The organism is Alkalihalobacterium sp. APHAB7 (assembly GCF_048323755.1).
Taxonomy (GTDB): Bacteria; Bacillota; Bacilli; order Bacillales; family Bacillaceae_F; genus Alkalihalobacterium.
On the sequence record NZ_JBLWFS010000009.1, the window covers coordinates 89953 to 104879 of the forward strand.

A 14927-nucleotide genomic window follows, 5' to 3' on the forward strand; every position below is an offset into this window, starting at 1 on the left:
TTCTACTCCCCCTTAATAGACTTTAAGAGCAGCTCTTTGATTGGCTCTTCATCAACACTAACAACCTCTACTCTCCCTAGTTCTTTCATTAGGACCATTCGGATGACTCCTTTTTGGGCCTTTTTATCTTTTTTCATTGTATGTACTAATTGATTAGGGTCTAATTCAGCAGGAACATCTGTCTTATATCCTAACTTAGTTAACCACGCTTTTACTTCATATACTGGTAAAGAAATTTTGAAATAATGTTCACTTAAACGCATGGCAAAAATCATACCCACTGCTACTGCTTCACCGTGAGTCATTTTGCCATAGCCTAGTTCCTTTTCGATGGCATGACCTAAAGTGTGTCCGAAATTTAAGATCGCACGGATGCCGTTTTCTTTTTCGTCTTCACTTACGACCGCAGCTTTCACAGCTATTGAACGTAACAGCAATTGTTCTGCTAATTCACCTTTAATGTTTGAAAAATCGTCTATATGATCTTGAAGCCATAGATACAACTGAGCATCCCATATTAAAGAATGCTTAATCGCTTCAGCAAACCCCGATCGCCATTCATGTAACGGAAGGCTTTGAAGTACTCGTGGATCATACACCACCGCTTCTGGCTGGTGAAAAGAACCAATCATATTCTTACCTAACGGATGATTGATTCCCACTTTCCCGCCTACACTACTATCATGTGCAAGTAATGTTGTCGGAACTTGAATAAATGGTATTCCACGCATATAAGTTGCCGCAACAAAGCCGGCAAGATCACCGATAACGCCTCCACCTAATGCGATTACTAGTGAATGTCGATCTAACCCTTTTTCTAATGCATACGACTGTATATCATAGTATTGCTGAAATGATTTCGATTGTTCTCCAGCAGGCACGATATATTCGAATATCTCGAACCGATCACTTAATCCGCTCTTTACATCTCGTAAATACAATGGAGCAACTTTATCGTCTGTAATAATTAAAACAGACGACACGTTTTGTTTTAGCGGATTTGGAATATAATCAGACACTTTAAAGCGAATATCTTCACCAATCCATACAGAGTATTGTTTTGAGGATGTGTTTATGTGTAATTGTTCCATTAGAACAACCTCGCTCGCTCTTCATGGCGTTCTATATTCTCCTTTATTTCATCTACACGATCGCTGCCGAATTTCTCAAGTAGTGCATTAGCAATTTCCCAAGCGACAACAGCTTCTGCAACTACGGATGCGGCTGGAACCGCACAGCTATCTGAACGCTCTATGCTCGCAGCAAAAGGCTCCTTCGTATCAATATCGACACTTTGAAGAGGCTTATATAAAGTTGGAATAGGCTTCATTACTCCACGCACGACAATAGGCATTCCATTTGTCATTCCGCCTTCTAACCCGCCAAGGTTATTCGTTTTACGAGTATAGCCATTATCTTCATCCCATAAAATTTCATCGTGGACTTGGCTACCAGGTTTTCTAGCAGCTTCAAAGCCGACTCCAATCTCTACACCTTTAAAAGCATTGATACTCATAATAGCTGCTGCCAGTTTTCCATCCAGCTTTCGATCGTAATGAACATGACTTCCTAGACCAATAGGAACACCTTCCACTACTACTTCAACCACTCCACCTATTGAATCTCCATCCTTCTTTGCCTGATCGATAGCATTCATCATTTTCTGTCCAGCTTCTTCATCTAAACAGCGCACAGGGGAAGACTCAGAACGTTCTTGTAAATTTTTTATAGATGTGTAAGACGTCTGTTCAGCTTTTACCCCACCAATTTCGAGGACGTGTCCACCGACTTCTACGCCAAATGTTTTAAGAATTTTTTTCGCTACAGCTCCAGCCGCAACACGAACCGTTGTTTCGCGTGCTGAGGAACGTTCTAATATATTTCTCATATCGCGATGACCGTATTTAATCGCACCATTGAGGTCCGCATGACCTGGTCTTGGACGTGTCACTTTACGCTTCATTTCTTTTTCTTCATCTTCTGTTAATGGTTCTGCACCCATTATCTTCGTCCAATTTTTCCAGTCATTGTTTTCGACGACGAGTGTTATCGGCGCGCCTGTCGTTTTCCCGTGGCGAACTCCACTTAATATTTCAACAACGTCTTTTTCAATTTGCATACGGCGTCCTCGACCATGTCCACCTTGTCTACGAGCTAAATCGACGTTAATATCTTCAGATAATAAATCTAGATGAGCGGGAACACCTTCGATTATTGTAGTCAATTGCGGTCCATGTGACTCTCCTGCTGTAAGGTATCTCATATCTTACTCCTCCTCCAACCTATTCTCTCTTTAGCGCTTTTATGCACTAAATTATAGCACAACTTTATTTCTTTGTCTTAACAAATTTTTCATTCTGCTACAACTTAGCTTTTTTATGTTAGAAATTTCAGTTTATCAGAAAATTTTTGAAATAGAAAGATGGACTAGTATGTATTTGTACTTTCATTACTTTTTCCGATAAAAAAATGTATCCTCCGTTTCAAAACCATACGTCTGCGGATTGAATATTTGTTCGGTACTTCCTACGAAAAGAATTCCACCAGGCCTTAACGCATCACTAAACTTCTGGTAAAGTTCATGCTTTGCCTCTTCTGTGAAATAGATCATGACGTTTCGACAAACGATTAAGTCAAAGTTCGATTCAAAACGGTCTGCAAGTAAATTGCCTTGCCTAAATTTAATCGTATTTTTAATTTCGTCTTTAATGGTATAACCGATAGTATCTTTGTTAAATGCATTGTACAGCACTTCTTTAGGAACATCTTTTATGGATCGCTCTGCGTAAAATCCAACCTTTGCTCTTTCTAAAATCGCTCGGTCAATATCTGTCGCTAAAATAGAAACTTGGGACAATGGCATAAAGTGACTCATTATAATTGCGAGAGTATACGGTTCCTCTCCTGTTGAACACGCCGCACTCCAAATTTTCGGACGAGGATTTTGTTTTAACAGCCTCGGCAATATTTTATTTTCTAACACTTCCCATCGTTTAGGGTTTCGATAAAATTCTGATACATTGATCGTCATACGTTCAAGAAATTCATCAAATAATTTTTCATCTTTTAACATTGCTTGAAAAAAACTACTAAAATCATTAAAGCCTTTTTTTTCACGAAGGGATGTTAATCTGCGCTTCATCTGCGCTTCTTTATACAGATTTAAATCGATTCCTGTTTTTCTTTTAACGTTATCAATAAACTCGTTATAATCACATTTCATGTCTTGCTGTCTCCTCTAAAACAAACTTATTTATTACTTTTTATCACAGTTTTCCCGATAAAACTACAAAAAAATAAAAGATCCGTACGATTTCAAAAAATATTATAAGTACAAATAGAGCTATCTCACGTTTTAGATAAGAAAAGTGCAAGCGCCCGTTTAGCGACGTACGGACTGAATCTCGCCGTGTGAGATAAAGGAAACACGATGAATACAATGAGGCGATGTGGACTTTTCGCAAGAAGGTGAGCGAAGTTTCGCTGAGCGCTGGAGCTAGACATCTTCGAATTAGATATTCTTACCTTTTAAAAAAAGAAAAGGCATCTACAATTAGATGCCTTTCCCACTTATTATTAAACCCACTTGCTAATTGTTTTATCGTAAGTGTTTAACTCTTCTTCTTTAAAGAAAATACCGATTTCACGAACTGCACTTTCAGGAGAGTCAGAACCATGAATAACGTTCATCGCAACTTGTGCAGCGAAATCACCACGGATTGTTCCAGGTGCAGCATCTGCAGGATTAGTAGCCCCCATCATCGTACGAGCTGTTGAGATTACTTTTTCACCTTCCCAAACCATTGCAAATACTGGTCCAGAAGTAATAAAATCAACTAACTCACCAAAGAAAGGACGCTCTTTGTGTTCAGCGTAATGAGTTTCAGCAAGATCTTTTGAAACCGTCATCAATTTTGCACCTACTAAATTATAACCTTTCTTTTCAAAGCGAGAAACGATTTCTCCCACCAAGTTACGTTGAACTCCGTCTGGTTTAACCATTAAAAACGTTCTTTCCATTATAAAACCCTACCTCTCATTTTTCATGTTTATGTACAAGCCTTTTCGATTATATCAAATTTGGGCGAATTATACAATAAATGAAACATTATATAAGAATTATAACATATGGACATACAACCTTTTTATACTATAGATGAGAAACGGTGACACAACAAAAAAACGCATGAGGCCTGTTAAGGACTACCATGCGTAAGTTCATTTATTTTTAAGAAAACATAGGACCGTTCATTAAAACTTTCGTTTTCCTATGTATCTTGCAATTTCGTGTAAATATTTTTTGGCATCAATGTCTGGTAGATCCTCTAAGCACCTAAATGCTTTGTTTAAATACGTATCACTGATTTGAAGCGAATATTCAATTCCACCTGAATTTTTGATCTCATCCAATATATTCCCGATGTCTAATTTATCAACATACGGATCATCTAGAGTTTCCATAATGAGCCGCTTAATTTCTGGATTTTTGTCCATTGCATATAAAACAGGTAATGTGATGTTTCCTTGTAATAGATCACTGCCAGCCGGCTTTCCTAGTTGTTTCTCAGTACCAATGAAATCTAGAACATCATCTGTAATTTGGAAGCTCATACCGACAAAATAACCAAAATAATAGAGGCGCTTTTGAATATGTAAAGGAGCATTTGCAGCAATCGCTCCTAATTCACAACTAACTGCAATTAATAGTGCTGTTTTTCTTTTTATACGTCGTAAATAATTTCTAAAGTTTTGATTCCAATTGTACTGGTCACGGATTTGCTCCACTTCACCAATACACATCTCCATCATCGCGTAGGAGAGTATTTGGTGGATCCTAGGATTTTCAAAATACATGGATATTTCAAGTGCACGCGCAAAGATATAATCACCAGTATACATAGCTACACGGTTATCCCACTGTGCTTTAACGGTCCGCTTACCTCGCCGAGTTTCGGCGTCATCGATGACATCGTCATGAACTAATGACGCCATATGAATCAGTTCGAGTGGAACCGCAATATTTTTTAATGAATGAATATCATAATCACCAAATTTTCCTGCTAACAAGACAAAGACAGGACGTATTCTCTTTCCACCTGCTTTGAGTAGTTGAGTGGAAGCTTCACTTAGAGTGACATGATCCGCTTGGACTGTCAGCTCTAATTCTTTCTCGATGATGTTAATATCCTTCTGTAACTTATAATATACGTCTGCTAATTTCATTTCTTCCACCCTAAACTACATGGAATGACAATGGTCAAAAGCACTCCATAATGAAATAGTTTGTACCTTTTTCTTTAAGTAGCCTAAATCATATGCTAATTGATAATAATAATTTAAGCCTTTTAACATTTGGTCATTAAGATCATACGATAAACCTTTGAAATATTGTTCCCAGAACTGTTGAGTTCCGCCAAAGTTATTTTTTATGCTATTAATCATCGGCAGATAGTTTATATCAATACTTTTCCTTTTACTACTTATAAATGATTCATATAATACACTCAACTTTTCAGTTTCTGCCTGAAGAACTTCGTTTCTCACAGCAAAAACCGCATAAGTCATTGGTAATCCCGTATGTTCATACCAAAGCTGACCTATATCATACATATAATATTGATCTGATTTATTCCAAACCGTTTTTATTGCATCATCGCCAATTAATAGACACGCATCGTGTGTTTCAAGCATGGTTTCAAAATTTGGCTTCATAACATCATATTCTACTGAAAACTCATAGAACCGTTCTAATATAATTTTAAGTAAATGAATGGTCGTCGCCGAGCTCGATGTTAAGGCAACTGATTTTTCGTTGAGTTCTTCAATCGGCACCTTTGAAAATAAAAAAAGTGATCCGACCCTGGAGTAAGCAGAAACAGATAAGTTCGGTAAAAGTGTGTAACGGTCAAAATTTTCTCCATAAGCAAATGATGAAATCCCACCTACATCTACTGCTCCATTAGCCATACCGCGATTTAATTCAGCTGGTATTTGCGGAACAAAACGACAATCTAGATCGTTTAACTTTTCACGATCTAGATAGTAAAAAATAGGCAGAATATTTGTATAGGAAATTTCCCCGACGATTAATGTCACTTTTGATCCCCCCAACGGGTAAAGAGCTCGTGCCCTACACCTAAACTATCTAACGCCTTTCCAACAACAAAGTTTATTAGGTCATCCATCGACTTTGGCATTTGATAATAGGCTGGCATGGCTGGTAAAATTTTTCCGCCAACTTTTGAGATTTTTAACATATTTTCTAAGTGAATTTGATTTAACGGTGTTTCTCTCGGCACAATAATTAACGGACGGCCTTCTTTTAGCATGACATCCGCCGTGCGTTCTAATAAATTCTTAGAAGAACCATGAGCAATTCCTGACATCGTTCCCATTGAACATGGAATAACAATCATTCCATTATTTTGGTAAGAACCACTAGCAATAGGTGCTGTGAAATCCTGAAGAGTGTGATAAGAGAACTGTTCATCGTTCTCTTTAAATAAGTGGTTGATCACTTTATTACGATTAGATGTATCTAATTCTAGTTCTTCACGAAACACTTGCCATCCTGCTTCGGTTACGATCAAATGCACTTTGTAATTTTGCCTTAACAATTCTTGAACAAGTCTGACACCGTAAATGGCACCACTTGCTCCGGTTATACCAACTGTGTAAATTCCATCGAATTTTTTCATAATAGTAAGTCTCCTATAGTAAATACTAACATGACAATACTAATTATTCCATTCATTGGAAAGAACGCTACACCTACTTTGGATAGGTCGTCCTCTGATATAATCATATGCTCGTACACCATAATTCCACCAGCAATAAGTACTCCTAACAGATAAACCCAACTTAATGGACTAACAAAAAACATGGCTAACATAGAAATAAAACTTAATACATGAAGACCTCTAGCAATTTGTAACGCTTTTTTAATGCCGAAGTAACTTGGGATCGAATATAAGCCTGCTTTTTTATCATAATCTGCATCTTGTGTTGCATAAATGACATCAAAACCTGCAATCCAGAATACTACTGCTAAAAATAATAATACCGCCACCCATGGAAGAGTACCCGTCGTACCGACCCAGCCACCTAAAGGTGCAATACCTATTGTAATTCCTAAGACAATGTGACAAGCCCATGTAAACCGTTTCGTATACGAATAAATAAAAAGAAAGAATACGGCAATCGGTAATAAATAAACAGCAAGTAAATTTAATTGGTAAGAGGAATAAATTAAGAGTGCGAAAGATAAAATAGTAAACGCAATAACCTCTAGTTTTGAAATAAGATTGGCAGGGATTGCACGGTCAGCTGTTCTAGGATTGTGCTTGTCAATTTTCTCATCAATTAGACGATTTAAGGCCATAGCTGCACTTCTTGCTCCAACCATTGCTAATGTGATCCATATCCAATGGTGAAGGGTCGGCCAAGAACCGTTCACCATTATACTGCCTACAACTGCACCTAAAAATGCAAATGGCAAGGCGAATACCGTATGTTCAAATTTGATCATTTCCAGGATGATTTTTATTTTTTTAATCACTTTAATTTCCCCAATTCTACTTCTCTCTTTGAAGATTACTATTTCTATTTTGTTCCTAAATGCATGGCACATACTCCGCCTGAGTACGATTTAACTTGTACATCCTTAAAACCAGCTTCACGGAACATGTTAGCCAGTTCTTCTTTACCTGGGAAGTTCAATGTCGATTCTTGTAACCAAGAGTACTCATCATAGCTTTTTGCAAAGATCTTTCCAAAGATCGGCATAATAAATTTGAAATAAAAAAGATATAATTGCTTAAACCCCATAAGTGTTGGCTGAGATGTTTCTAAGCAGACGACTTTTCCACCTGGTTTGAGAACACGATACATTTCTTTCATCACTGTCATATAGTCAGGTACATTTCTCAAACCGAAACCTATCGTTACATAGTCAAATTGATTATCTTCAAACGGAAGTTCCATTGCATTTCCATGAAGAAGTTCCACTTGTGAAAATTTTGCATCTTTAACTTTCTTTTCACCAATAGTCAGCATATTTTTGCTAAAATCTAATCCATACACTTTGCCATTCGGTCCAACAGCTTCAGCCATAGACATCGTCCAGTCTGCTGTACCACAGCAAACATCTAACGCTTGACTACCTTCTTTCACTTGTATCCTTTTCATCGTGTCTTTACGCCACGCTTTATGGCGTTGAAAACTAATAACAGAATTCATCATATCGTACTTTTTATAAATCGACTCAAAGACTTGATGTACGCGTTGTTCTTTTGTTTGTGTCATTATTTACCCTTCTTCCGCAACTTTTTCACTATGATTTAATGGCGAGAAAAGTAGGTCCATTTGTTTCATTATAACATCATGTTGAAATAATGGGTCTTCTAAAAGCTTCTCGATCCGTTCTTTTCCTTCATTGATTTTTTCATTAATGAGTTTCAAAACCTCATCATCTGTTAAATTGGAAGAATGCTCACGTTTAATTTTCATCTGGTCATGAATTAGAGCTCGAACAATCGGCAGGATACTACTACCTTCTAACCATTGACTTCGTTCAAAAATCAGCCTTTTTAAGAAAAAGAATTCAGAAATCACTCGTTTCCAGTTAGCTAACTGAAAGTGTTCTGCTATATTTTGCAAAATGGCAGATTCAATAGAACATATATCTCGATGAACAGCTTCAAATGTCAAATTTTCATTCTGATAAATGTTCATTTTGTGTTCGTTAATCTCTTGAATGGATATACTAAATAAGCGGATCATTGACATTTGCCCGGCATTTGCCAACAAATAGTAATACAGGCTGCTAAAATAATCACCAGCGAGAACAGTCAATTGACGATTTTTTTTCACATAATCTGAATTAATTTTATTGAGGGAGACTTTTTCGTGTGTGTTAAGAGCTGCATCTACTAATGTGGAAGCTAATGCAAAATCTTTAATGTCATTTTCGGGTACTTGCTCAGATAACATAGTATATATAAATCGAAGCTTGTCTTCATCAATTTCTGGTTTTTGTATATATTTTTGTAAAAATGTGTGTTCAGTGAGCGAAAAAAATTTCTCTTTACATTCGTTCACCATTTCATTAAGATCATTCATTTATATAGTCCCCCGTTAATCTTTTGTTGCTTGTTATTTTTCTGTATTCATTAACGTCGAACTATATTATAGCATAATTGTAAAACGTCAATAAACACGTTCACAAAAAGTCACTATGATTTCATTATGGAAGGCTTACCTTTTTATTGAAACAATAAAAGAAAGCAGGGGAAACCTGCTTTTCTAATTTACTATACTTCAGTATCCATCTCACCATGACTTGTTTGAATAACTGCCTTACCGCGCACTTTTATCGCTGATGTGTGCTCTGTAAATTGAGCAATCATAATCTCACCTTTATCTAATTTCTCTAGGTGATGAAATCGTGTATCGGATCCTCGCGTTAAACCGATTACATTTACACCGTCTTCTTTTGCTTTGATTAAGATAAAATCTTGTGCCGAACTCATTGAAAAGCCCCCTTCTTAAAATTCTAATATTATTAAGAGCTTTAATATAAACTTACTATCTCTTATTCCCTACTATTTGTCAATGACATAAAGAACTACTTATTCTTTAATAAAAGATAACACTTCGGCACGTGCTGATGCATCCTCAGCAAACGTTCCTCTAACAGCTGATGTAATCGTTTTTGAGCCTGGCTTCCTCACACCACGCATTGTCATACACATATGCTCTGCTTCAACAACGACAATTACTCCGTGAGGATCTAATTCAGTAACTAATGCATCTGCAATCGTTGAAGTAATTCGTTCTTGCAGTTGAGGTCTTTTCGCAACTGCATCAACTGCGCGGGCAAGTTTACTTAGACCTGTTACTTTTCCACCTCTTGGAATATACCCGACATGAGCTTTGCCATAAAAAGGTACTAAATGATGTTCGCACATTGAAAAGAAAGGAATATCTTTTACGAGCACAATCTCTTCATGATCTTCTCCAAATATCGTTTGAAAATGTTCTGCTGGGTCTTCATTTAAACCACTAAAAACTTCCGCATACATTTTTGCTACACGTTTAGGTGTATCTTGTAAGCCTTCACGACTAGGATCTTCACCGATTGCTTCTAATATCATCGTAACAGCTTGTTGAATTTTTTCTAAGTCAAATTTATTATTCAAAATAAATGCCTCCATTCAAACACTTAAGTCAATCATAATATGTAAGCTTAAAAAATTTTAGCACAAGCATCACATGAAAAGCAAAAAATATGAATTTAGACTTATCCACAATAAAACAATAAAACGGTGCCAGGCACCTTTAGTGGACTAAAGGTGCCTGGCACCGTTGTTTTTTGTGTGTTATTGTGTTATAGGATGATGGCGATTAGTCCACCAGATCCTTCGTTTATAATTCTTTCTAATGTTTCTTTTAACTTGTAACGTGCATTTTCAGGCATAAGTGACAATTTGGCTTGAATTCCTTCTCGAACGATCGAATTTAGTGATCTTCCGAAAATGTCAGACTCCCAAATCGATAATGGGTTATCCTCAAAGTCTTGCATGAGGTAACGTACGAGCTCTTCACTTTGTTTTTCTGTACCAATAATTGGTGCAAACTCTGACTCAACATCAACTTTAATCATATGAATGGACGGCGCAACTGCTTTTAGGCGTACGCCAAATCGAGACCCTTGACGAATGATTTCAGGCTCATCTAAGCTCATATCAGTAATCGCCGGTGCAGCGATCCCGTAACCGGTTTGTTTTACCATACGAAGTGCTTCGGACACTTGATCATATTCAGCTTTCGCATGAGCAAAGTCTTGCATCAACTGAAGCAAATGGTCTTTACCTCGGATTTCAACACCGACCACTTCTTTTAGGATTTGGTCATATAAATCATCTGGAGCGTAAAGATCAATTTCAGCTACACCTTGCCCCATTTCAATTCCAGCCAGACCCGCTTGGTCAATGAAATCATATTCTCCAAATTGTCCAACAACACGGTCCACATCACGAAGACGTTTAATGTCTTTTACTGTACTTCTTACCGCTTCTTCATAGCTTTGACGTAACCAATGTTCTTCTTTTAATACCATTACCCAGCTTGGAAGATTTACATTGACTTCATGAACTGGGAATTCAAAGAGCACTTCTCTTAAAACGTTGTTAATATCACTGTCTGTCATACTTTCAATACTCATAGCAAGTACTGGTACATCATGACGTTCAGAAATTTCCTGACGAAGTAAATCTGTATCAGGGTGATGTGGTCTAACACTGTTTATAACGACGATAAATGGTTTCCCGACTTCTTTTAATTCCTCAATTACTCGCTCTTCTGCTTCAAGATAATCATAACGTGGGATGTCACCAATTGAACCATCCGTCGTAACAACAACACCTAAAGTGGAATGTTCTTGAATTACTTTCCTCGTTCCAATTTCTGCTGCTTCTTGGAACGGGATTGGTTCTTCATACCAAGGTGTATTAATCATCCGAGGACCGTTTTCATCCTCATATCCTTTAGCTCCTGGAACAGCATAACCTACACAATCTACCAACCGAACATTTACATCTAATCCCTCATCAACATGAATGGAAACTGCAGTATTCGGAACAAATTTCGGCTCAGTTGTCATAATCGTTTTACCAGCAGCACTTTGTGGTAACTCATCTTGAGCTCTAGCTTTGTCACCTTCATTTTCAATGTTGGGGATTACAACAAGTTCCATAAACTTTTTTATAAAGGTAGATTTACCTGTTCGAACTGCCCCTACCACTCCTAGGTATATATCGCCACCTGTACGTTCAGCGATATCTTTAAAAATATCAATCTTTTCCACGTGATCCCCTCCCGATCATTTATAAATTTAGAAGTTTGCAATCTAGCACCGTAATTGTTGGACATTACATACTTATGTCGTTGTCCAAAAAATATGACAACCCTTAAAAAAAGAATGAAAATATTATAAAAGATATGTGTTGCACGGCACAGACAAACTTCATTATTTATCATCGTTATGAAGTACGCATTTTAAGTAAACCAACACAAATGCTCCTTCCTCTTGTATGTATATGACCATGTAACAACTTTATAACCCTTTAACTCATAAAAAACATAAAAAAGTGCTAGGCATCTCTATTATTAAGAGCACCTAGCACTGATATAATTTTAGTTCGAAACTCTTCCATATACTAAATCCATAAAGTAAACAGGGTCACCTTGTTCGTCAATCGTATAAGGAATGGAAAACGCCGGTACAAATGGAGAATTTTCAACAAGAATTTCTCTGACGTCATCACCATGAGTATAGGAATGTTCAAACTCTTGTAATGCCATATTAATATCCATACGGTAATCAATTAATATTTGACCGCTATTATCAATAAGTAATGGTAAGTAATTTCCAAAATAAGGTGTTCTTACAGTTGGTGGTTCTTTGTAATTCAATTTTTCAAACTGTAGAGAAAACAACCCAGTATCTAGCATTTCATCAATTGGGGCCAAATCATTCTTGCGCATATATTGATTTAACTGACCTTGCAGCTTTTGTATCTCACGCATTACAGAAAGATCCAGAAGCTTTACCCCAACCTCTTCTTCTTCTACATTTACTAATACGTACTGATAAAGTCCACCGCTTTCAAATGAGTTGCCCGGTGGATTTTGCAAGTAACGAGGTACTAATTGTCTAAAGTCTACAGGGTATTTTTGGTAGAGTGGTGTATCCATATCTCTGTTCTTTATTGGTAAAACTCCTGTATCTTCTTTAAATTGGTTGACAGCCTGTTGAACAGACAACAGTTGGTCAGGGTACGGCACTTGGTTTTCTACCCGCTGTTCACTTGGATAAAGGCATCCCGTTAATACCAGTACCCCTATCGTCATTAATACCATGCCAAAAAAATTCTTCATGTAAATCAATCCTATTTCTTTTTATAGTGTAGCGGTTGGTCCTCCAATTACAATTAAGAATACGATAAGTCCAGAAACAACGAGACAAATAAAAGAAAATGTAAGAACGATTCCTCTAAAAACCCCTCTAAGTTTTAATTTACTAAATACTGCTGTAGCAACAGAAATAAACATTAAAATCATTGCAAAAAATGATACATACATATTAATCATAGCTTGTGACAATATCATCAACCTCCTTAATAACAAAATCTATTATATCATAGCAAAACATTTCAATAAATTGAATACTTGTCCAAAAGAAAAAAGTTGGAGAATAGGGGCACCTATCTCCAACCTGACTAAAACCTTCACCCTTGTGTTACAGCCTTCATGATAGCCGTTCGTTACATTATATGCTATAGGTGCTTTCTTGTCTTATACAGGAGCCTATTTCCTCCACCTATTTCTTACCAAACATTTTCGATAAAGATCCAAAATCCATTGGCATGTTATTATTAATGATCGCATTTACAATTTGATCTTCTTTCTCTTTGGAAACCGGTTTGTTTGCCAGTTTAGCAACTTGCGCTACTAATTGACGAACTGTTTGCTCATCTTTTAAGTTTGCATTACTAACTGACTGCGCCAATTTAAAAATATCTTCTTGCTTAACATTTGTTTTCTTTTCAATGTTATCAAAAAAGTTATTAGACAATGTATAGTCCTCCCTCATGAGTATTGTCATCATATCGTATGCGACATCAATTTCGCATGTGCATGAATACTCGTAAATAATAGAAGGTGGACCGACTTAGGCTTTAGCTCGTACTAATCGACTTAATGCCCATCATTTTTATCGCCTAATGCTCATTATTTGAATTTGGAAGTAAACCTGAAAAGTCTTCTCCCTCATGTTTTTTTACTCGTCCCATTAATTCTTCTACAGCGTCATCTGGTTTCTTTTTATTAAAAAGGACGTCGTATAACGCACTCGTAATAGGCATATCAACATCAACCTTTTGGGCCAGTAGAAAAGCAGCTTCTGTTGTACGAATTCCTTCAACTACCATTCCCATTTGATCAAGTACTTCATCAATTGACTTTCCTTTTCCTAACATATTGCCAGCTCGCCAATTTCGACTATGTACACTAGTACAAGTTACTATGAGATCCCCTAAACCTGACAATCCGGAAAATGTTAATGGGTTTGCACCTAGTTTTATACCTAACCTTGTCATTTCTGCTAAGCCTCGGGTCATCAGAGCGGCTTTAGCATTATCACCGAACCCTAATCCATCCGTTAACCCTGCACATAAAGCGATTATATTTTTTAGTGCTCCCCCTAGTTCCACCCCAATTAAATCTGCATTTGTATACACGCGGAAACTTTGGTTCATAAATAGATCCTGAACTTGTTCAGCTGCATTCATATCTAATGACGAGACGGTTACAGTTGTTGGCTGACGCTTACTTACCTCTTCAGCATGACTTGGTCCTGATAAGACTACAATTGAATTAGAAAAACCAGCCGGAAGCTCTTCGGCAATCATTTCTGAAACTCGTTTTGATGAAGAAGGTTCAATTCCTTTACTTGCATGAATAATTGTGACACCATCTTTTAGATAAGGTTTGATCGCTTGCACAACCGTTCGCATAGACTTCGTTGGGACAACGAGTAAAATAGCTTCACTCTCCATTAATGTCGCTTCAATGTTTGTATACGCTGTGATATTGTGAGGTAAATCTACATCAGGTAAATACTTCACATTTGTATGCTTTTCTTTAATTTCCTTAACTTGATCTTGTCTTCTTGCCCACATTTGTACATCATGATGATTATCTGCTAACACCATGGCTAAAGCGGTTCCCCAACTCCCCGCACCTAAGACAGCTATTTTTGACATATGAAAATTCCGGTAATTAACAAAGAGCAACAAAACCTTTAGTTACAGCTGCAATGTTTCATCACCAGAATTACACCTCCCTTAATTAACTTCTCGGTTTTA

17 protein-coding genes are annotated in these 14927 nt (G+C 37.0%); all 17 read right to left on the reverse strand.

Going from position 1 to position 14927, the window contains the following annotated elements:
* Positions 1-2 precede the first annotated feature (2 nt).
* The gene (gene aroB, locus ACNSTQ_RS11310; RefSeq protein WP_418199922.1) at positions 3-1091 is read right to left on the reverse strand and encodes a 3-dehydroquinate synthase; all 1089 of its coding nucleotides are present in this window, start codon (positions 1089-1091) and stop codon (positions 3-5) included.
* A complete protein-coding gene (gene aroC / locus ACNSTQ_RS11315) occupies positions 1091-2263 on the reverse strand; it encodes a chorismate synthase (protein ID WP_418199923.1) in 1173 nt (390 codons plus the stop codon). Before aroC ends, aroB begins: the two co-directional genes overlap by 1 nt.
* A 186-nt stretch (positions 2264-2449) precedes the next feature.
* Positions 2450-3223, reverse strand: coding sequence for a CheR family methyltransferase (locus ACNSTQ_RS11320; RefSeq protein ID WP_418199924.1), 774 nt, complete (start codon positions 3221-3223; stop codon positions 2450-2452).
* A gap of 353 nt (positions 3224-3576) precedes the next feature.
* Positions 3577-4020 (reverse strand): nucleoside-diphosphate kinase, encoded by a 444-nt coding sequence (gene ndk / locus ACNSTQ_RS11325; RefSeq protein ID WP_275116557.1) that lies wholly within the window; start codon positions 4018-4020, stop codon positions 3577-3579.
* A 231-nt stretch (positions 4021-4251) separates the two neighbouring features.
* Positions 4252-5223 carry a heptaprenyl diphosphate synthase component II gene (gene hepT, locus ACNSTQ_RS11330; RefSeq protein ID WP_418199925.1) on the reverse strand — a complete coding sequence of 324 codons (972 nt, stop codon included), beginning with the start codon at positions 5221-5223 and terminating at the stop codon, positions 4252-4254.
* 15 nt (positions 5224-5238) lie between these two features.
* Positions 5239-6096 carry a menaquinone biosynthesis protein gene (locus ACNSTQ_RS11335; RefSeq protein WP_418199926.1) on the reverse strand — a complete coding sequence of 286 codons (858 nt, stop codon included), beginning with the start codon at positions 6094-6096 and terminating at the stop codon, positions 5239-5241.
* Positions 6093-6698 (reverse strand): UbiX family flavin prenyltransferase, encoded by a 606-nt coding sequence (locus tag ACNSTQ_RS11340; protein ID WP_418199927.1) that lies wholly within the window; start codon positions 6696-6698, stop codon positions 6093-6095. Before ACNSTQ_RS11340 ends, ACNSTQ_RS11335 begins: the two co-directional genes overlap by 4 nt.
* Positions 6695-7558, reverse strand: coding sequence for a UbiA-like polyprenyltransferase (locus ACNSTQ_RS11345; protein WP_418199928.1), 864 nt, complete (start codon positions 7556-7558; stop codon positions 6695-6697). Before ACNSTQ_RS11345 ends, ACNSTQ_RS11340 begins: the two co-directional genes overlap by 4 nt.
* Positions 7559-7602: 44 nt before the next feature.
* Positions 7603-8304, reverse strand: a complete 702-nt coding sequence (menG, locus tag ACNSTQ_RS11350; RefSeq protein ID WP_418199929.1) for a demethylmenaquinone methyltransferase — start codon at positions 8302-8304, stop codon at positions 7603-7605.
* Positions 8305-8307: 3 nt separating this feature from the next.
* On the reverse strand, positions 8308-9120 hold the full coding sequence (locus ACNSTQ_RS11355) for a heptaprenyl diphosphate synthase component 1 (RefSeq protein WP_418199930.1): 813 nt from the start codon (positions 9118-9120) through the stop codon (positions 8308-8310).
* Between the two features lie 191 nt (positions 9121-9311).
* Entirely contained in the window at positions 9312-9530 is a 219-nt protein-coding gene (gene mtrB, locus ACNSTQ_RS11360; RefSeq protein WP_209122586.1) for a trp RNA-binding attenuation protein MtrB, read from the reverse strand.
* A gap of 99 nt (positions 9531-9629) precedes the next feature.
* Positions 9630-10199: a GTP cyclohydrolase I FolE gene (gene folE / locus ACNSTQ_RS11365; protein WP_418199931.1), complete on the reverse strand. Its 570-nt coding sequence runs from the start codon at positions 10197-10199 to the stop codon at positions 9630-9632.
* A 188-nt stretch (positions 10200-10387) separates the two neighbouring features.
* Entirely contained in the window at positions 10388-11866 is a 1479-nt protein-coding gene (spoIVA, locus tag ACNSTQ_RS11370) for a stage IV sporulation protein A (RefSeq protein WP_275116566.1), read from the reverse strand.
* A gap of 329 nt (positions 11867-12195) precedes the next feature.
* Positions 12196-12939, reverse strand: a complete 744-nt coding sequence (locus ACNSTQ_RS11375) for a hypothetical protein (protein ID WP_418199932.1) — start codon at positions 12937-12939, stop codon at positions 12196-12198.
* 21 nt (positions 12940-12960) lie between these two features.
* Positions 12961-13170: a DUF2768 domain-containing protein gene (locus ACNSTQ_RS11380; protein ID WP_418199997.1), complete on the reverse strand. Its 210-nt coding sequence runs from the start codon at positions 13168-13170 to the stop codon at positions 12961-12963.
* A 211-nt stretch (positions 13171-13381) separates the two neighbouring features.
* Positions 13382-13636, reverse strand: coding sequence for a stage VI sporulation protein F (locus ACNSTQ_RS11385; protein WP_418199933.1), 255 nt, complete (start codon positions 13634-13636; stop codon positions 13382-13384).
* A 145-nt stretch (positions 13637-13781) separates the two neighbouring features.
* Complete coding sequence (locus ACNSTQ_RS11390; RefSeq protein ID WP_418199934.1) at positions 13782-14825, reverse strand: NAD(P)H-dependent glycerol-3-phosphate dehydrogenase; 1044 nt, start codon at positions 14823-14825, stop codon at positions 13782-13784.
* Positions 14826-14927: the final 102 nt, after the last annotated feature.

Excerpts from the sequence above, each read along its gene's own strand:
- ACNSTQ_RS11340 (WP_418199927.1), bottom strand. The coding sequence starts at position 6,698 with ATGAAAAAATTCGATGGAATTTACACAGTTGGTATAACCGGAGCAAGT.
- ACNSTQ_RS11390 (WP_418199934.1), bottom strand. The coding sequence starts at position 14,825 with ATGTCAAAAATAGCTGTCTTAGGTGCGGGGAGTTGGGGAACCGCTTTA.
- mtrB (WP_209122586.1), bottom strand. The coding sequence starts at position 9,530 with ATGAGTTCGGCACAAGATTTTATCTTAATCAAAGCAAAAGAAGACGGT.
- ndk (WP_275116557.1), bottom strand. The coding sequence starts at position 4,020 with ATGGAAAGAACGTTTTTAATGGTTAAACCAGACGGAGTTCAACGTAAC.
- ACNSTQ_RS11380 (WP_418199997.1), bottom strand. The coding sequence starts at position 13,170 with ATGATATTGTCACAAGCTATGATTAATATGTATGTATCATTTTTTGCA.
- menG (WP_418199929.1), bottom strand. The coding sequence starts at position 8,304 with ATGACACAAACAAAAGAACAACGCGTACATCAAGTCTTTGAGTCGATT.
- ACNSTQ_RS11320 (WP_418199924.1), bottom strand. The coding sequence starts at position 3,223 with ATGAAATGTGATTATAACGAGTTTATTGATAACGTTAAAAGAAAAACA.
- ACNSTQ_RS11375 (WP_418199932.1), bottom strand. The coding sequence starts at position 12,939 with ATGAAGAATTTTTTTGGCATGGTATTAATGACGATAGGGGTACTGGTA.
- ACNSTQ_RS11355 (WP_418199930.1), bottom strand. The coding sequence starts at position 9,120 with ATGAATGATCTTAATGAAATGGTGAACGAATGTAAAGAGAAATTTTTT.
- aroC (WP_418199923.1), bottom strand. The coding sequence starts at position 2,263 with ATGAGATACCTTACAGCAGGAGAGTCACATGGACCGCAATTGACTACA.
- hepT (WP_418199925.1), bottom strand. The coding sequence starts at position 5,223 with ATGAAATTAGCAGACGTATATTATAAGTTACAGAAGGATATTAACATC.
- aroB (WP_418199922.1), bottom strand. The coding sequence starts at position 1,091 with ATGGAACAATTACACATAAACACATCCTCAAAACAATACTCTGTATGG.